Source organism: Pleomorphomonas sp. PLEO (genome assembly GCF_041320595.1).
Lineage (GTDB): Bacteria > Pseudomonadota > Alphaproteobacteria > Rhizobiales > Pleomorphomonadaceae > Pleomorphomonas.
Window position 1 is genome coordinate 1,662,265 of sequence record NZ_CP166625.1, and the last position, 17,098, is coordinate 1,679,362.

19 protein-coding genes are annotated in these 17,098 nt (G+C 65.6%); 12 read left to right on the forward strand and 7 right to left on the reverse strand.

Annotated elements, in window-relative coordinates:
* Positions 1–20 precede the first annotated feature (20 nt).
* Together AB6N07_RS07485 and AB6N07_RS07490 are read left to right on the forward strand one after the other, a co-directional pair.
* Entirely contained in the window at positions 21–1,616 is a 1,596-nt protein-coding gene (locus tag AB6N07_RS07485; RefSeq protein WP_370677177.1) for a xylulokinase, read from the forward strand.
* Positions 1,617–1,796: 180 nt separating this feature from the next.
* A complete protein-coding gene (locus AB6N07_RS07490; RefSeq protein ID WP_370677178.1) occupies positions 1,797–2,390 on the forward strand; it encodes a class I SAM-dependent methyltransferase in 594 nt (197 codons plus the stop codon).
* On the opposite strand, the gene AB6N07_RS07495 is transcribed toward AB6N07_RS07490, so the two are convergent.
* Positions 2,356–3,867, reverse strand: a complete 1,512-nt coding sequence (locus AB6N07_RS07495) for a PLP-dependent aminotransferase family protein (protein ID WP_370677179.1) — start codon at positions 3,865–3,867, stop codon at positions 2,356–2,358. The two genes, AB6N07_RS07490 and AB6N07_RS07495, sit on opposite strands and share 35 nt — an antisense overlap.
* A gap of 92 nt (positions 3,868–3,959) precedes the next feature.
* Here AB6N07_RS07495 and AB6N07_RS07500 point away from each other — a divergent pair, with 92 nt between their 5' ends.
* From AB6N07_RS07500 to AB6N07_RS07510, 3 genes are read left to right on the forward strand one after another with little or no spacing between them, the layout of a single operon-like run.
* On the forward strand, positions 3,960–4,580 hold the full coding sequence (locus tag AB6N07_RS07500; protein WP_370677180.1) for a hypothetical protein: 621 nt from the start codon (positions 3,960–3,962) through the stop codon (positions 4,578–4,580).
* A 29-nt stretch (positions 4,581–4,609) separates the two neighbouring features.
* Positions 4,610–5,686 carry a D-alanine--D-alanine ligase family protein gene (locus AB6N07_RS07505; RefSeq protein ID WP_370677181.1) on the forward strand — a complete coding sequence of 359 codons (1,077 nt, stop codon included), beginning with the start codon at positions 4,610–4,612 and terminating at the stop codon, positions 5,684–5,686.
* Positions 5,687–5,696: 10 nt separating this feature from the next.
* Positions 5,697–6,182 (forward strand): GNAT family N-acetyltransferase, encoded by a 486-nt coding sequence (locus AB6N07_RS07510; RefSeq protein ID WP_370677182.1) that lies wholly within the window; start codon positions 5,697–5,699, stop codon positions 6,180–6,182.
* Between the two features lie 19 nt (positions 6,183–6,201).
* Here AB6N07_RS07510 and AB6N07_RS07515 read toward each other — a convergent pair whose 3' ends face one another.
* The 4 genes from AB6N07_RS07515 to AB6N07_RS07530 form a co-directional block, all read right to left on the reverse strand.
* Positions 6,202–7,248 carry a S66 peptidase family protein gene (locus AB6N07_RS07515; protein WP_370677183.1) on the reverse strand — a complete coding sequence of 349 codons (1,047 nt, stop codon included), beginning with the start codon at positions 7,246–7,248 and terminating at the stop codon, positions 6,202–6,204.
* A 118-nt stretch (positions 7,249–7,366) separates the two neighbouring features.
* Entirely contained in the window at positions 7,367–7,915 is a 549-nt protein-coding gene (locus AB6N07_RS07520) for a DUF4865 family protein (protein WP_370677184.1), read from the reverse strand.
* On the reverse strand, positions 7,912–8,322 hold the full coding sequence (locus AB6N07_RS07525) for a cupin domain-containing protein (protein ID WP_370678203.1): 411 nt from the start codon (positions 8,320–8,322) through the stop codon (positions 7,912–7,914). The genes AB6N07_RS07520 and AB6N07_RS07525 overlap by 4 nt, the downstream gene beginning before the upstream one ends.
* Positions 8,323–8,336: 14 nt before the next feature.
* On the reverse strand, positions 8,337–8,795 hold the full coding sequence (locus tag AB6N07_RS07530) for a tautomerase family protein (protein ID WP_370677185.1): 459 nt from the start codon (positions 8,793–8,795) through the stop codon (positions 8,337–8,339).
* Between the two features lie 106 nt (positions 8,796–8,901).
* Here AB6N07_RS07530 and AB6N07_RS07535 point away from each other — a divergent pair, with 106 nt between their 5' ends.
* The 7 genes from AB6N07_RS07535 (at position 8,902) to AB6N07_RS07565 (ending at position 14,094) form a co-directional block, all read left to right on the forward strand.
* The gene (locus AB6N07_RS07535) at positions 8,902–9,810 is read left to right on the forward strand and encodes a LysR substrate-binding domain-containing protein (RefSeq protein WP_370678204.1); all 909 of its coding nucleotides are present in this window, start codon (positions 8,902–8,904) and stop codon (positions 9,808–9,810) included.
* A gap of 263 nt (positions 9,811–10,073) precedes the next feature.
* Positions 10,074–10,436, forward strand: a complete 363-nt coding sequence (locus AB6N07_RS07540; protein ID WP_370677186.1) for a hypothetical protein — start codon at positions 10,074–10,076, stop codon at positions 10,434–10,436.
* 750 nt (positions 10,437–11,186) lie between these two features.
* Positions 11,187–11,798 (forward strand): GNAT family N-acetyltransferase, encoded by a 612-nt coding sequence (locus AB6N07_RS07545; RefSeq protein ID WP_370677187.1) that lies wholly within the window; start codon positions 11,187–11,189, stop codon positions 11,796–11,798.
* A 47-nt stretch (positions 11,799–11,845) separates the two neighbouring features.
* Positions 11,846–12,229, forward strand: a complete 384-nt coding sequence (locus tag AB6N07_RS07550; protein ID WP_370677188.1) for an ACT domain-containing protein — start codon at positions 11,846–11,848, stop codon at positions 12,227–12,229.
* Between the two features lie 33 nt (positions 12,230–12,262).
* Positions 12,263–12,628, forward strand: coding sequence for a nuclear transport factor 2 family protein (locus AB6N07_RS07555; RefSeq protein ID WP_370677189.1), 366 nt, complete (start codon positions 12,263–12,265; stop codon positions 12,626–12,628).
* Between the two features lie 11 nt (positions 12,629–12,639).
* Complete coding sequence (locus AB6N07_RS07560; protein WP_370677190.1) at positions 12,640–13,137, forward strand: DUF2867 domain-containing protein; 498 nt, start codon at positions 12,640–12,642, stop codon at positions 13,135–13,137.
* A gap of 291 nt (positions 13,138–13,428) precedes the next feature.
* Positions 13,429–14,094, forward strand: a complete 666-nt coding sequence (locus AB6N07_RS07565; protein ID WP_370677191.1) for a spermidine synthase — start codon at positions 13,429–13,431, stop codon at positions 14,092–14,094.
* Positions 14,095–14,152: 58 nt separating this feature from the next.
* Here the strand turns inward: AB6N07_RS07565 and AB6N07_RS07570 are convergent, their stop codons facing one another.
* Positions 14,153–14,689 (reverse strand): GNAT family N-acetyltransferase, encoded by a 537-nt coding sequence (locus AB6N07_RS07570; RefSeq protein WP_370677192.1) that lies wholly within the window; start codon positions 14,687–14,689, stop codon positions 14,153–14,155.
* 238 nt (positions 14,690–14,927) lie between these two features.
* Positions 14,928–17,003, reverse strand: a complete 2,076-nt coding sequence (locus tag AB6N07_RS07575; protein WP_370677193.1) for an autotransporter domain-containing protein — start codon at positions 17,001–17,003, stop codon at positions 14,928–14,930.
* Positions 17,004–17,098 lie beyond the last annotated feature (95 nt).

A 17,098-nucleotide genomic window follows, 5' to 3' on the forward strand; every position in this document is an offset into this window, starting at 1 on the left:
GGTTAGGGAGTGAAAGCCAGATGACGCAGCAGGCCATGGCCGCGGCGATCGCCGAGGGACGCACATCGCTGGGCATTGAGCTCGGTTCCACCAACATCAAGGCCTGCCTGATCGGGCCGGATCATGAGGTGCTCGCCACCGGCACGCACGGCTGGGAGAACCAGTTCGTCGATCGCCTGTGGACCTATTCGGAAGAGGCGATCTGGGCCGGGTTGCAGGCGTCGTATGCCGCCCTCAGCGCCGATGTGAAGAAGCGCTACAATGTCGAGCTGACCAAGGTGGGCGCGCTGGGCTTTTCGGCGATGATGCATGGCTATCTGGCGTTCGACGCCGCCGGCAAGCTCTTGGTGCCGTTCCGCACCTGGCGCAACACCAACACCGAGCGCGCCGCCGCCGAGCTGACCAAGACGCTGGGCTTCAATTTCCCGCTCCGCTGGTCGGCTTCGCACCTTTATCAGGCGGTGATCGACAATGAGCCGCATGTGGAGAGTGTCGCCTTCATCACCACGCTGGCCGGCTTCGTGCACTGGCGCCTGACGGGCCAGAAGGTGATCGGCGTCGGCGATGCCTCGGGCATGTTCCCGATCGACGCCGCCACGCACGACTATGACGCGCCGATGCTGAAGCGCTTCGGCCAGCTGGTGGCCGCCCACAAGCCGGGCCTTGATGCGCCCAAGCTGTTCCCCAAGGTGCTGGTGGCCGGCGATGACGCGGGATCGCTGACGGCCGAGGGCGCCAAGCTGCTCGACCCCACCGGCAAGCTTACTGTCGGCATCCCGGTCTGCCCGCCGGAAGGCGACGCCGGCACCGGCATGGTGGCGACCAACGCCGTGGCGCCGCGCACCGGCAACATCAGCGCCGGCACGTCGATCTTCGCCATGGTGGTGCTGGAAAAGCCGCTGACCACGGTGCATGAGGAACTCGACATCGTCACCACGCCGGGCGGCGATCTCGTCGCCATGGTTCACTGCAACAACGGCGCCAGCGAACTCGGCACCTGGGCCGGCGTGTTCACCGAATTTGCCAAGGCGATCGGCGCCAAGTCGGACGCCAACGCGGTGTTCGGCGCACTGTTCGCCGCCGCGCTGGAAGGCGAGGCGGATGGCGGCGGCTTGCTCGCCTACAACTATCTGGCCGGCGAGCCGATCACAGGCCTCACCGAGGGCCGCCCGCTGGTGGTGCGCACCCCAGGCAGCCGCCTGACGCTGGCCAACTTCATGCGCACCCAGCTTTACGCCGCCTTCGGCACGCTCAGCCTCGGCATGAACGTGCTGCACGGCGAGGGCGTCAAGCTCGACTCGATGTTCGCCCACGGCGGCATGTTCAAGACGGCCGGCGTGGCGCAGCGCCTGCTGGCCGCCGCCATCGGCGCGCCGGTCACGGTGGGCGATACGGCGAGCGAGGGCGGTGCCTGGGGCATCGCCGTGCTGGCCGAGTATCTGAGGAGCGGCAAGGGCAAGAACCTCGGCGTTTATCTCAACGAGCGGGTGTTCGCCGGCGCCAAGCTGGACGTCGCCAAGCCCGATGCTGCCGATGTGAAGGGCTACGGCGTGTGGCTCAAGCAGTACGAGGCGGGATTGGCGATCCAGAAGGCGGCCGTGGAAGCCATCAGCTGATTGAGCCGTTTGATAGGTTGAGCATCCCCGGGGACCGCGCGTCACCGGGGATGTTTTTTTGTTTGTTCGGGGAGCTTGATATCGGGCACCCGCAAGCGCTCATTTCGATAAAACGCCATCTTGTTCCCATACAGGCTGTGCGGCCATGAAGGACATTGCCAAGGCCTGGGGGCAGGGAACGTGACGATCGAGTTCTATAAAGCGAAGGCCGCTGAATACGCGGCCAATGAAAATCCGCCCAATCCCAGGCTGTTCGGCTTTCTGAGCCGCTGCAAGCCGGGCGGCGGTATTCTCGAGCTGGGCACGGGCGGCGGCGTCGACGCCAAGGCGATCCTCGATGCCGGGTTTCGGCTTGATGCCACGGACGGCTCGGCTGAGCTGGCGGCGATCGCCTCCATCCGCATCGGCCAGCCCGTCAGGCCCATGATGTTCGACGAGCTCTGCGCCACCCAGCACTATGGCGGGATCTATGCCTGCGCTGCGCTGACCCACGTGCCCAGAGCCGAATTGGGCGCTGTGATCGGCAAGATTCACGCGGCGCTCGTCGATGGCGGCCTTGTCTGGGCGAGTTTCAAGACGGGGACAGCCGAGGGCGACGACGGCCTCGGCCGCTATTACAACTATCTCTCCGCCGACGAGCTTGTGGCTTGCTGGCGCGACAACGGGCCCTGGGCCGAGCTTGAGGTCGAATGCTGGCAAGGTGGGGCGTATGATCGGCGGCCCACGAACTGGGCGGCGATCACCGCCGTTCGGCCGCGAATGCCCGCTCCCTGAACACTTCCGCCAGAAGCCGCGTTCCTGTGTCGGCCTCCTGTTCGGAGAGGCCGGAGAAGCCGAGCAGCAGGCGCGAGGTGTCGGATGTGGCGACGTTCATGCGCGACAGCGGCATGACGACGACGCCTTTTTCCAGCGCCGCCCTGGAGACGGCCATGTCGCTCGTCCAGGTGCCGGTGCTCTTCGCCGTCAGCGTGATGCCCTGCTCGGGAAGCACGACGCAAAGATGGTCGGCGAGGCGTTCCCTCAGCAGACCGGCGAGCAGATCGCGGGAAGCGCGTAGCCGGTCCCTCAGCCGGCGCAAGTGGGCGGGGAAATAGCCCTCGACCAGGAAGTCAGCGACCACGCGCTGCTGGAACGTCGGCGGGCAAACGTCGAGCGCCGGCCGGATCGCCCTAAACGCCGGCACGAGGTCGGGCGGCACGATCAGGTAGCCAAGGCGCAGGCTGGGCAGCAAGGCCTTGCTGAAGGTGCCGGTGTAGAGAACGCGATTGGCCTGATCGAGCCCTTGCAGCGAAGCGATGGGATGGCCGTCGTAGCGGAATTCGCTGTCGTAATCGTCCTCGACGATCCACGAACCGTGCTCGCGGGCGTAGGCCAGAAGCTCCAGCCGCCGGGGCAGCGACAGCACGGCGCCCACCGGATACTGGTTGGACGGCGTCACGTAGAACAGCGCCGGCGGCGGCAGGGCGCTAAGCTTCTCCGTCATGAGGCCCTGGTGATCCACCGGCAGGCCGACGATCTCCGCGCCGTTGAGCGCCAGGCATTGCCGTGCCGGCGGATAGCAGGGGTCTTCGACGATGACGCTGTCGCCGGGCGAGGCGAGCACGCGGAACGCCAGGTCGAGCGCCTGTTGGGTGCCGGCGGTGATGAACACCTGTTCGGCCGCGCAACGCACCCCGCGCGACACCGCGAGATGGGCGACGATGGCCGCGCGCAGCGCCGGCTCGCCCTGAATGTCGCCATAGCCGTCGAAGGCGTAGTTGATGTGGCGGCCGGCGATGCGGTTGAGCAGCCCCGCCGTCCGCTCGTCATGGCCGATCCGGCCGGTGACGAACGGCAGCGGCTTCTGCCGCGCCAGGCTTGGCCCCGTGGTCATCACCCTTGTGACCGCCACCGAAATGGCGCGGCGCGGCGAACCCGGCTCCGACTGCCGGGCGGCGCCCGCCTTGGAGAGCCCCTCCTGGGCGCCCGACGCGATATAGGTGCCGGAGCCCTGGCGCGCCACGGCGTAGCCCTCGGCGATCAGGATGTCGTAGGCCTCCGCCACCGTGCCGCGCGCCAATCGCCATTCCCCAGCCGCCAGGCGGGTGGAGGGCAGCCGCTCACCGGCGTCGAGCCGGCCATCGGCGATTGCTTCGCGCAGCGCCAGATAGAGCTGCCGGGCGAGCGATGCCGGCGACGACGGATCGACGTTTGGCCGAAAGCTGGCCGAGGGGCCTTCTCTTCGCCGCTTCAGGCTGATGTTGTCGGCCAAGTGGCTCACCCCTTATGCTTATAGTGGCCCTTTAAATATGAGCGATAATGCAATCCTATTGATCCACTTTCAAGCGAGGACTGAATCAGCCGATGGATAGGACTGTCAAGGCCGTGCCGTATTTCAGCCAGTGGGAAACGCCGGAGATGACGCTGCCCGTTGTCGCCGAGGGCGAGGCGGCGTTGCTGAACGATCCGCTCTGGGCTCAGTCTGGCGCTGAGACGGTTAGGGAATACGCCCATTGGGCGGTGAACCTCTGCGGCATGGCCTGCCTGAAGATGATCCTCGCCGCGTGCGGCGCGGCGCATCCCACGCTGGAGCTTGCCCGCGTCTGCACGCAATATGGCGGCTATGTCGTCGGCGAAGACGGCAAGTCCATCAAGGGCCTGATCTATGCGCCGTTTGTCCGCATGGCGTCGGAGCGGTTCGGGCTGAGGGCGGAAGTGGTCACCGGCCTCGAAACGGCAGCGCTGCCGGAGCTGCTGGCGCGCTGGCCGTTCTTCATGGCGTCGGTGCACCACGGCATCCGCTGGCCGGACCGGGAACCGCCATCGAAGGGCGGGCATCTGGTGCTGGTGACGGCGGCCACGCCGGACGCCATCCGCTTTCACAACCCATCCGGTCACGATCGGGCCAGCCAGGCGGACGTCCTGCTGACGCTGACCGATTTCGACCGCTTTTTCGCCAATCGCGGCATCGCGCTCGGCTTCTGACCTTCTTCAAAACTGTTTGGATTTTCCTGATGTCAAATGACCAAACCAGACTCCGCATTGCCGTGCTGTTCGGCGGCCGTTCCTCCGAGCACGACGTATCCGTGATGTCGGGAACCAACGTGATGGCGGCGCTGTCGCCAGCCAAATATGACGCCGTGCCGATCTTCATCACGCGCGATGGCCGATGGCTTGAAAGCCGCTTCGACGGCAAGGCGCTGACCAAGCCGGACAGCGGCACCGAGCTGGCGCTGGTGCCCGGCGGGCGTGGCCGCATGCTGGCGATCGGGGCTGACGGCGCTATCCGCGAGGCCGGCAAGATCGACGCCCTGTTCCCGGTGCTGCATGGCCTTTACGGCGAAGATGGCTCGGTGCAGGGCCTCGCCGAGGTGGCGCGGGTGCCGCTGGTTGGCTGCGGCATTCTCGGCTCGGCCACGGCGCTCGACAAGGTGATCACCAAGCGGCTGCTGCGGGCAGCCGGCATTCCCGTCGCCCGCGAGGCCATTCTCCATGCCGGCGAGGCGGCGGATTTCGCTGCGTTGGAGCGCGAGCTAGGCCTGCCGCTGTTCATCAAGCCGGCGCGGCAGGGCTCGTCGGTCGGCGTGCGCAAGGTGTCGGGTAGCCAGGAGTTCCAGCCGGCGCTCGATGAGGCCTTCAGTTACGACAATAGCCTGCTCGCCGAGGAGTTCATCCGCGGCCGCGAGATCGAGTTCAGCGTGCTGGAAGAGCCGGCGGGCGGGCTGTTCGTCTCCCGCCCCGGCGAGATCGTGCCGGCCGAGAGCCACGGCTTTTACAGCTACGACGCCAAATACATCGACGAGGCCGGCGCGGCCCTGAAGGTGCCGGCCGACCTGCCGCCCGAGGTGGAGGCGGCCATGCGCGAGGCGGCCGCCAGGGCCTTCCGGGCGCTCGGCTGCGACGGCATGGCGCGCGTCGATTTCTTCCTGATGGCGGATGGGCGCTTCCTGGTCAACGAGGTGAACACCATCCCCGGGTTCACCAACATCAGCATGTACCCCAAGGCGATGGGCGCCAGCGGCGTCGGCTATGCCGAACTGATCGACCGCCTGATCGCCCATGGTATTGCGCGGGCCGGCGCGGCGAACTGAGGGGGGCATCATGGCTGGCGACAGGCATTCCGGCGGCGTCGTGCTGCGCCCGGCGCGAGCCGGCGATGGCGCGGCGCTTTACGATGTGACCCGGCGCTCCGTTGAGGCGCTGGCTCGCAGCCACTATTCGCCGGAGCAGCTTTCCGGCTGGATGGGCGATCGTACGGCGGCCACCTATGAGGCGGTGATCGCCGGCGGCCGTACCGTGGTTGCCGAGGAAAATGGCGCGGTGGTCGGCTTTGTCGATGCCGAGCCCGGCGAGGTCACGCGCCTGTTCCTGCTGCCGGAGGCGGCCGGGCGCGGGCTGGGCCGCCAGCTTCTCGATCTCGGGATTGAGGCGGCGCGGCGCGACCACGCCGGCCCGATCCGCATCGAAGCAACGCTCAACGCCCAGAGCTTTTACGAGCGCCACGGGTTTCGCGCCGTGAAGAAGGGCCATTTCTCCCACGGCGTCGGCGGCGACCCTATCGAGATCGTCGTCATGGAAATGGCCTAGGCCGTTGGGGGCACGTCGCTCAGGTCACACCCGGCTCGGTGATCGTCAGAGTTCCGCTCCCGCAGTCGATGCTGGCCTCGGCGCCATAGGGCAGGGTGAGCATCGGCTGGGTGTGGCCGAAATCCAGGCCTGTGAGAACCGGCAGGGACGTGAGGTTCGCTTCGGACAGGCTATCGAGGACGGCGGCTTCGATCTTGGATTGATAGTCGGGCGCGCCCCTGGGGTCGGCGCGGGCAATCAAGATGCCGCTCAACACCTCAAGGATGCCCTGAGCCGCCATGTTCCGCAGCCAGTAGCGGATGAACTGTGGCTGCGGCGCATCCTCGGATGTCTCGTAGAACAGGATGGCGCCGCGCCAAGACTCGAGCGGCGGCCACCAGGCGGTCGCCTTCACCATTTCGATCACCTCGGCGCAGCCGCCCAGAAGGTGCCCGGAGGCGACACCCGAGCCTTGCAGGACGCGTGGCTTGTCGGGCTGATGCATTGCCCGCTTGCAGTCCTGCAGATCGGCCTGGCTCCAGTCGATATGCTCCGCCGTCCAGCCCTCGTCGTTGAGGGGAACGAGACCGATCGGATCGGGGGTGAACAGCGCCCTTCTGAGGGCATCGACGGTGTAGCGATGCATGCCGCCGTTTTCGCCGAAGCCGGCCATGACGCTGGGGCCGTAGAACGATGCGACGCCGGCGGCGGCGCAGGCAAAATGCAGGGCGGTGGTGTCGGAAAAGCCGAGAAACACCTTGGGATTGGCGCCGATGACCTTGAGGTCGAGATGCGGCAGCAGGCGGATGCTGTCATCACCGCCGATGCTGGAAATGATGCCGGCGATGTCCGGAGCGGCAAAGGCCTGCATCAGGTCGGCGGCGCGCGCTTCCGGATGCTTGGCGACGTAATCCGCCGGGGAGAGCGCATGCGGCATCTCCACCACCTGCAAGCCGAATAGCTGTTCGAGCTGCCGCTTGCCAGCCGCGTAGCGGTGGGGAGCGGCGGCCGGCCCGCCCCAGGAGGGGGAGACGACCGCCACCTTGTCGCCCGCTTGCAAGCGGCGCGGTTTGATCAGCGCAACCATAAGCCTTGCCCGTCCGTTCGATGCCCGAAGGGGCAGCGTTCACGTCGGAAATTGCCACGCCGCATCGCGCGGCGATAGGGGGCAGACCGTCTCGGCCAATAGCATCGCCGACGATCTCTCAGGGCAGCGCTACGTGCCCGACGGTGTAGAGCTGCGCGCCGGGCATCGGTGCGGGCAGAGCTGGCCGCAGGCTGAGACGGACGGTCTTCCATGCCGTCGGGTCGAAGCCGGTGACGGTGGCGAGTGCGCCGGGGCGTGAGCGTGCCTCGGCGATGGCGGCGTCGCGGATTTCCGCGAGGTTGGAGTAGGGCGCGATGGGAGCGATCTCGCGGCTGGCGTATTTCGCCGCCCGCAAGTCAGCTCCGAGTTCGGCGTGCCAGACCTGCCAGGTCCGCACACTTGGCCAGCCGAAATCGCGCGTCAGCGTGGCGAAGCCGGGGCTGGAGAGGAAGGCGTCGATGCCCTCGGGCTCGTCCCACAGATAGAAGGGCGCGTAGAGGTTCTCGGCACTGGTGAAACCGTCGTCCTGTTTGCGGGCGGCGAGGTAGGCTTTGAAGCGAAGGCGCGGGAAGCCGTCGAGCAGCGGCCCCTCGTCGCGGACGCGGCGGTCGATGATGGACATGTCGTAGTCGGCGGGCAGGGTGAAGCCGTATTGCATGGCGATCATGGCTTTATTCCTTGAACAGGGTTCATCCAGTGGGCGGCGGTGCCGTCCTTGACCGGTTGGACGCTGAGGTAGCTGAAGGGGCTGGTGGGCGCGGCGCCGTGCCAGTGCTTTTCGTCCGGTGCGAACCAGATGCTGTCGCCCGAGCGCACCTCGACGATGTCGCCGCCGTCGCGCTGGACGAGGCCGACGCCATCGAGCACGTGCAGCAGCTGGCCGCGCGGATGGCTGTGCCAGTGGGTGAGAACGCCCGGCGGCACGAAGGCGCGCATCGCCGTCATTTCGCCATCGGCGCGGCTCGACAGCAGCATCTGGACGTCAAAGGCGCCGCTCGAAACACCAGCGGGCGCCTGAACGACGCCGTCGCCGGCGCGCCAGATAGTCATCTTGTCAGGGCAAGCCGCGCCCATGTCAAAGGGGTTGCTCATCGGGTGGTCTCGCTGTTTGTTGCCGCATCGCTTTCGCGGAAAACCGGTGCCCACTTTTCCGCAGGATGCTCCACCGGTTTGCTGGCGGGGTGGCCGGAGGCAAACGACCAGTCGTCGAAGGTGGAGTTGGCGATGACGATCATCACGTCCTCCGGCCGCACGCCCGGCGTTGCCTGAAGGTTGTCGACGAGGCGGCGGTAGAAGCGGGCCTGGGTGTCGGCCGAGCGCGTCCGGCCGGTGGTGATGTGGAACAGGATGAAGTCGTCCGAGCGCGGGCCGCCTCGATAGCTGCGGTCGAAGATCAATTCGCCGTCGCGGTGCTGGTGGATCGCCACGAAGCGGTCGTTCTCCGGCACCTCGAAGGCATCGACGAGGGCGCGATCGAGGCTGTCGGCGACGGCCTGGAGATAGGCGGGCGACTTGCCTTCTTTCAGCGATATGCGGGTGAAGGGCATGGGCGCGCTTCCTTGAATGCTGTTGACGGATGAAGGATAGAGCGGCATCATCATCCCTTAAATCGGATTATTCAGGATGATTGATCCTGAAATTCAGGATGGTGGCATGCGCCTGACCAATCTCGACATGGACGCCCTGCGCAGCTTCGTCTGGGGCATCGAAGCCGGATCGTTTGCGCGCGCCGCCGACCGACTGGGGCGGTCCACCTCGGCGGTCAGCGCCCAGCTGAAGAAACTGGAAGAGCAGGCCGGCACGCCACTGGTGAAGAAATCCGGGCGCGGGTTGGTGCTGACGGACAGCGGCGAACTGCTGCTCTCCTATGCCCGGCGCCTGCTCGCCCTTAACGACGAGGCAGTGAGCGCCTTGCGCGGGGCAGAGCTTGAGGGTTGGGCGCGGCTCGGCATTCAGGAGGATTTCGGCGAAACGGTGCTGCCGCGCGTGCTCGGCCGTTTCGCCCGCGCCCACCCCAAGGTGCGGGTGGAGGGGCGGATCGCCCGCAACGCCGAACTGAAGGAGAAGATCGCCTCGGGCCAGCTCGATCTGGCGCTCGCCTGGGACGACGGCAGTGCGCCGGCCAACGAGCGGATCGCCGCCGTGCCGCTCTGCTGGCTGGGGGCGGCTGGCGAGGCGCCGGTGTGGCGCCGGGAGAGCGGCGAGCCGCTGCCGCTGGTGGTGCTGGAGGCGCCGTGCCTGCTGCGCACCATCGCCTGCGAGCATTTGGACCGGCAGGGCATCCCCTGGCGCATCGCCTTCGTCACGCCCAGCCTGGGTGGCTTGTGGGCCGCCACGGCGGCGGGGTTGGGTGTGGCGGTGCGCACGTCACTGGGGCGGCCGGCCTCGGTCGGCCTGTTGGATGAAAAGCACTACGGCCTGCCGCCGCTGCCGAGCCTCGGCCTCAGGCTGATGCGCTCGGACAAGGGAGCGAACCCGATCGCCGATCATCTCGCCGTCATCATCCGCGAGGCGTTCCAGGAGACTTTGCCGGCGGAGTGGATGGTAAGGCAAGCGGCGTGAGCCCGGCTCTTTTGCGTGTTGGAGGTCGATATCGGCGTTGCGCTTCGTTCTGCCTGAGGTCCTCTGCCTCACGCAGAGGAGGACAATTTATAGAAGTGGGAGACAGGCCCGGAGAGGGATGCGCTATCCGATTGATCCGAAATATCAATCGGTCCTCCTCTGTGAAGGCAGAGGACCTCGGGAAGGTAGAGCTAGAGGTTGATATAGGGCTGTGGCAGTCGCCTTTGTATCTATAAGCTCAGCTTGCAAGAGGAGGATCGGACATGTCTCGGGCGTGGCGCCAACTCACCGATCGCGAGCGTCGGCTCGTCGAGAAGCTGCTCTCCCCAGAGTTTCCCGGCTGTGAGAGACTGCGCGCTCAGTTGGAAACGGCCAGGGTGTCGATAATCGATGCGGACGGCAGCCTTGAATTCAGGGTTTCAGGCCCGTCGACCGATGTGGAGCAGCGGGTGCCTACGGAGGGATACTATTTCGATGCGGAGGGCGTCGGCCCACGCCCAGCCGTGCATGTACTTTTGCATGTCGTCGACGGCATGCTGCACGAGCTGGAGGTTTACAAGGACGACGGTTCGCCCATTGAGACCCCGATTGATATTCTGGACTTAAGTCAGTTGCACCTTGAGTGAGCGATGCAATGGGAAGGTTCCAAGCCGCGACGCGTTTCGAGAGACTTTGCCGGCGGAGTGGATGGCAAGGGAAGCGGCGTGAGCCGGCTCTTTTGCGTCTTGGAGACCTATATCGGCGTTGCGCTTCGTTCTGCCTGAGATCCTCTGCCTGCGCAGAGGAGGACAATTTATAGAAGCGGGAGACAGGCCGGAAGGCGACGTACTATCCATCTGATCCTAAATATAAATCTGTCCTCCTCTGCGCAGGCAGAGGATCTCGGGAAGGTAGAGCGAGCGGTTGATATAAGGCGCCGCAGCGATCACTTCGACGGGGTGGAGGACCTCCGAGCTTCTAGCGCGTCGCTTCCCGACCTGTCTTCGGCCCTTATAAGGTGTCCTCCTCTGCGAAGGCAGAGGATCTCAGGCCGAAAAGGGCGGGCGGCGGATATAGGGCTGGAACTCCGCCGCGGTGGGCAAGGTCAGTCCTTCGCCTCTCCACGTCAATCTTCCGTTCAGTGCCTTGACGCGGGCGTCCTGAATCCGCCGCTTGACCTTGCAACCAATCCGGCCGATGCTCCCGCCATGAACTTCGCACCCGCCAGTCTCATCCGACGCCGACGCCGCGCGCTTTTGCAGCGTGGCGCGTCGATTCCGCGACGGCGAGGCTTCGGAGGGCAATAGTCCCTCTCTCGTCACAGGATCTTGCGCAACCTGCCCACCGTCCGGTCGGCGGGTTTTTTGTTGTTCAGTTTACAATCCGGGGAAAGAAACATGCCTCCCGCGTCCGATGTCCAGCCCATCGCCTTCCGGCCGGCCACGCCAAACGATTGCCCGCATCTGGTTCTTCTCGCCGACATGGCGACGCGCCGCCTGACCTCGCTTTTGTGGGGGCAAGCCGCCTCGGCCGGCCAGTCGGCCTTCGAGATCGGCCGCGATATCATCCGCAACGACCAAAGCCATTTCACGCATTTCAGCAACTGGCGGGTGGCCGAAGGGCAGGGCCAGGTGGTGGGCGCGGTGGGCGGATATGTGATCCCCGAATCGTCCGGCGCGCCGGCGGCCGGCATGGACATCGTGAAGCCGCTCAATGAGCTGAAGGCGATGGCCGCCGGCACTTGGTATATATCCGCCGTGGCCGTCTATCCCGAATATCAGGGCGAGGGGTTTGGCAAATCCCTGCTCATGGAAGCGGAGAGCATGGCGCGGGCTGCCGGCAAGGATCGGCTGACGCTGATGGTCGGCAGCTTCAACGCCAGGGCCTATGGCCTCTATCGGGCAGCCGGTTTCGCCGCGTGGGACAGGCGGCCGTTCGTTCCTTTTCCGGGGTCGGATGAAGCGGGCGAATGGATCTTGATGGGCAAGGATTTGCCTCGTGAGTCCTGAGGGGCAGGGCGCAACGGTTTTTCGGTTTCCGGCCAAGGGAGTTCCGCATGGCGGTTCGGGTTAAATTGCGGCTGTTGGACGGAGCCTATGGCGTGGCGCGGCTCGGCGCGTCCGATCCCATTCCGGCATGGGCCGATGGCAGCGGCTTTGTCAGCATCAGTCGCAGTGACGACGAGCTGTCCATCGTCTGCCCGCGGGATCGCATACCCGGGGATGCGCAGGCGGATCGCGGCTGGTCTTGCTTCAAATTGCAGGGGCCGTTCGCGTTTCATGAAACGGGCATCGTTCTGTCGGTGATCTCGCCGCTCTCCACTCAGGGCATCGGCATTTTCGTGGTCTCCACCTTCGACGGCGACCATGTGCTGGTGAAGGAAGCCGACCTCGAGGCGGCGCGCCGTCTGCTGACGCAGGCCGGGCATGTGCTGCTCTGATTTTCTGCCAGCAACTCTTCAGGCGAGGTACCCTTGACCCACGACATCGAACGGCCGGTTCAGCAGCAGCTTGAGGCCTATAACGCCCGCGACATCGAGGCGTTCATGCCCTGGTGGGCTAGCGATTGCCAGTATTACGCCTTTCCGTCGACGCTGCTGGCGGGGAGCGCCGAGGAGATCCGGGCGCGCCATGTCGAGCGTTTCAGGGAGCCCGACCTCTATGGCAAGCTGCTCACGCGCATCGTGGTGGGTAATGTCGTCGTCGACCATGAAACGGTGATGCGCAGCTTTCCCGAAGGCAAAGGCGAGGTCGACGTCGTCTGTATTTACGAGATTGAGGCTGGCAAGATCGCCAAGGCCTGGTTCAAGATGGGCGAGCGGCGGATGCTGCCTTATTAGGGAGTCCTGACTTGGAGAACACGTCCGCCATCCGCACCCTGCGCCCGCCGGCCGAACTCGACTATTACGATACGAGGTCGATGGCGCTGCCGGTGTCGATCACCGCGCTGGAAGCGTGGAACCTGATGACGGCCGAGCCGGGGCTGTTGCTGCGGCTGGCCTTTCGAACGCGGGACGCGATTTCCGCGCGGTTCGGCGTCCAACGCATCGATGGTTTCTCCGGCAAGCGGCGCACCAGCGTTGAGGTTGGCGACCGGCTGGACTTCTTCCTGGTGGAGGATTGCGCGCCGGATAGGCTGGTGCTGACGGCGCGCGACCGGCACCTCGACGTGATGATCTGCCTTTCGGTCGCCCATCGGGTGGTGACGGTGACGGCCTCCGTCGTCACGCATAATCGCTTCGGCCGCGTCTACATGCTGCCCGTCGGGCCGGCGCACAAGCTGATCGTCAACAGTTACCTGAGGCGCGCCAGGCGAACGCTGGAGGCGCGAAACGCCCCGGCGGCTTGACGGGAGGGAGACCGATATCGGCCTTGCACCCCATCCTGCCTGAGGTCCTCTGCCTGCGCAGAGGAGGACAATTTATAGACGCGGGGGCTAGGTCAGGCGCGAGGTGATAATTTCTTGATAATAAATATCAATTTGTCATCCTCCGCGCAGGCGAGGGATCTCAGGAAGGTGGGGCGAGGGGGTGGTATCGGGTGCCGCTTCTTATCCAATGGATGTCTCAGCTCTCTCGCCCTGTCCGTCCGGCCCTGCCTCGTGTAGGGTGCCGGCTCTTTTCGTGAACGGGTGTTTTGAATGCTTCCCTGGGTTCGGCTTGGCGCCGCGAAGACTGACGATGGCACCGAGCTGCGGCTGATGCAGCGCGGCAGCGAATTTTCCATCATGATCGGCACCAACACGCTGATGAATTCCCGCCTTTCCGGCTCGGAGGAGGCGCTGGCCACGCTCGCCTGTTCGGCGCTCGCCGGACGGCCGCGGGTGAAGATGCTGATCGGCGGCCTTGGTATGGGGTTCACGCTGCGGGCGGCGCTGAAGGCGCTCGACGACAGCGCGCGCGTCACCGTCGCCGAACTGGTGCCGGCGGTGGTGGAATGGGCGCACGGGCCGATGGCCGAGGTGTTCGCCGGCTGTCTCGAAGATCCGCGCGTCACCGTGCGCGTGGAGGATGTCGCCGTCGTCATCCGCGCCGCCGTCAACAGCTGGGACGCCATCCTGCTCGATGTCGACAACGGCCCCGAGGCGATGGCGCAGCAAGGCAACGACGCGCTGTATTTCACCGCCGGCCTCGACGCGGCCTGGCAGGCGCTCCGCCCCGGCGGCGTCTTCACGGTGTGGTCGTCGCTGCCCGACCCGGCCTTCACGCGGCGCCTCAAGAGGGTGGGGTTTGAGGTGACCGAGGTGCCGACGCGGGCCGGCAAGAGGCGCGGCGCGCGGCATATGATCTGGGTGGCGACGAAGTAGGGGGAGGTTCTGCCCCTGGCCGGGCTGCTCCACTAGGAGGCGCAGCCCGAGCTTTGTGTTACGCCTGCTGGTCCAGACCGAATGCGGGGTGATGGATCAGCTCGCCGCGCGGCTCGCCGCCGTCGAAGGGCAAGGCTTGAACCACTTCGGGCGGGCAGCCGGCGACGCTCAGGCCGGCGAAGGCGCGGAAGCCGAACCGGCCATAGTAGGCGGGGTCGCCCACCAGAGCCGCGCCCCGGCTGGTTTCCCGCAGCCGACGCAGGGCTTCTGCCATCAGGGCCGTGCCGATACCCTGGCGATGCCTTGACGGCAAGACGACAAGCGGGCCGATCAGCCCCCAACCGCCCTCAGCGCCGACCCGGCCCTCCGAGGCGGCCAGATAACCGATCACCTCGCCTCCCTCTTCGGCCACAAGCGATAGGGCAAGCGCGCCCGCTGCCCGCAGCGCCTCGACGATGCTCGCCTCGGTTCCGGTGGATTGCGCGAGCATGCGGAGGGCTTCAGTGACAAGGCGGCTGATGGCCGGGATGTCAGCCGTCGTTTCATCGCGGATCAGCAAGCGCCGCGCACGGTGTTCATTTCGTGAGATATTCATGGATGTCTCGTGTGACGGATGTGAAAATAACGCCGCGGGCGCGTAGGCGGGCGGCTTTGAAGTCACGATGCTCTCCGTGGTTCGGAGAGCCCTATCGCACAAGCTTTATCATCAAGGCTCCATGGGCCGAGCCGAGGCAACGGCCTCAACTCTCGAACGCTGGTTTAGCGAACGCGCGTCCCTGAAACAATTCCGGGACATGACGGGCCGTGCCGGCGAAATTGCCAGCCCGCCCTTCTCAGAACGCCAGTCTGGCCTGCAGGTTGCCGGCGACGCCCTCGCGCTGGCCGACGAAGCCCTGAAGGCCGAGGTCGACGGACAGCGGCAGGTCGTCGGAGGGCTTCAGCGTCAGTCCCACTTCCATGATGCCGGTGTCGCCGCCCATCGACGGGGCGTCGATGGCAAAGCCGTTGGTGGTGGCGCGGGACTTGCCGTCGAACTCGTGCTCCCAGGCCGCCCCGGCATAGGGGGTGACCTTGTTGGACAGGGCGTAGGAGAGGCGGGCGCCGAGGCGGGTGCGCTCGGAGGTCACCGCGTCGAAATCCACCGTTTCGCCGGTGGTGAGCTGAACGCTGTCGCTGCCAAGGCGCGACCACAGATACTTGCCGCTGACATCGACCGTCGTCGCTTCATTGACAGTCCAGACATAGCCGACGGCGACGCTGGCGCCAGCGTAGAGCGATGAGGTGTCATAACCGGCCGCGACGCCGCCGGAGGTCAGGTCGGCGCTGTCGAAGCTGGTGTGGGCGCTGCCGAAGCGGGCGGAGGCCTCGGCATAGGCGTGTCCCGGTCCGGCCGCGTCGAAGTCCATGTGGCCGAGCAGGCCGCCGCCGACATAGCGGCTGTCGCCCTCGCCATGCACGTTGCCTGAGGAGAAGCCGTTGTAGGTGTCGTAGGAGCCGTTGCCGAATTCGGCGAAGACGCCGGTCGTCAGGCGACCGATCGACAGGTCGACCCCCTTAGACAGGCCAGCCAGCAGCGACACGCCATCAACATCGACATGCGAGCCGGTTTCCGTGCGGATGGAGCCGCCGGACACCGCGCCGAACGACGACCAGCCCGCCTCGGCGGCGCTGATAGCGTTGGCCATGCCCTTGCCGGACGCAAGGTCAGCGCCCTGGTTGACGAAGGATGCGCCGGAAACGAAGCCTTCCGACAGCGCCTTGCTTTCCTCGGACACGCCGACCGACTGGACGGTGGCGGTCAGGTCATTGGCGTCGGCGCTGATGCCGAACACGTATTTCAGCGTCACGCCCAGCATGCCAGATCCGGTGGCCGTGTCGTTGAGATCGGCGTTGGTAATCAGCGTTCCCGCGTGGATCAGCGTCACGCTGTCGCCGACGGCCAGGGCCGAGGAGGCGCCGTTGATGCCGACGTTGACGGTGGAGGATGTGCCGCTGCCATTGGTCAGATCGGCGGTGCCCGACACGGTCAGCATGGTTCCGCCGGATGCGAGGCTCGTCGGCAGATAGAAATCGAGATACTGGAAGTTGGATAGACCGGCGACGCTGAGACCTGCGGTCTTGAGCTCGAGCCGGTTGCCTGCAAACATATCGCCGCATGCGCCAACGCAATAGCCGCCGTATAGCTTCAGGTTGTTATTGGTGATAACCGGCGATCCGCTGATCGTAACTGTGTTGTCGGTTGCCGAGCCATTAACTGACTGCCCCCCGGCGATATAGGCCCCGGTTAGCGTCCCTCCTGATATGGTGACACTATTGAATTTTGCTGAGGAGTACTGCGCGTAGCCGCCGACAACAGTTCCAACCTGGCCGCCGCTGATCTCAACAGTGTTGTTCAGCGACTCCGTAGTGATGGACCAGGCCCCATAAACGTCGTCAGAGACGGTACCTCCATTGATGACAACGCTGTTGCGCTCGATAGCGCTGCCGCTACCAGCAAAACCACCAACCACGGTATGCGCTGTTCCGCCGTTGACGGTGACCGAATTGTCTGTGGCGCCGCCAGAACCGGACCGTCCACCATAAATATCCCCCCCGTTTCCGCCGTTCATCACCACGCTGTTGTGGTTTGCGGCCCCACCTGCCTTGGCGCCATACGCGGAAGACGCGGACGCCCCGCTCTCCAGGATCAGATTGTTCCCGGAGGCGGAAGCGGAGGTGTCCACAGTCTCCGGATGGCCTGCCACGCTATTGCCGTAGACATCGTCTTGCCCGTAATTCGAGTTGACTGTCACATCGCCGGCAACCGCGTCCTGCGGCGCGAAAGTGATTGCGCCGACGATCATGGCGGCGACGGAGGCGGTAGATTTGAGACGCCGGCCAAGCAGCGCCGGGCGGAAGATGGCAACCACGCTTCTCATCTCCTGAGATAAAGACACCAAAGACAACACAACCGTCGGCGCAGACCGGCGCGTTGCGTCATTGCCTGAAACATAACGTCAAATTA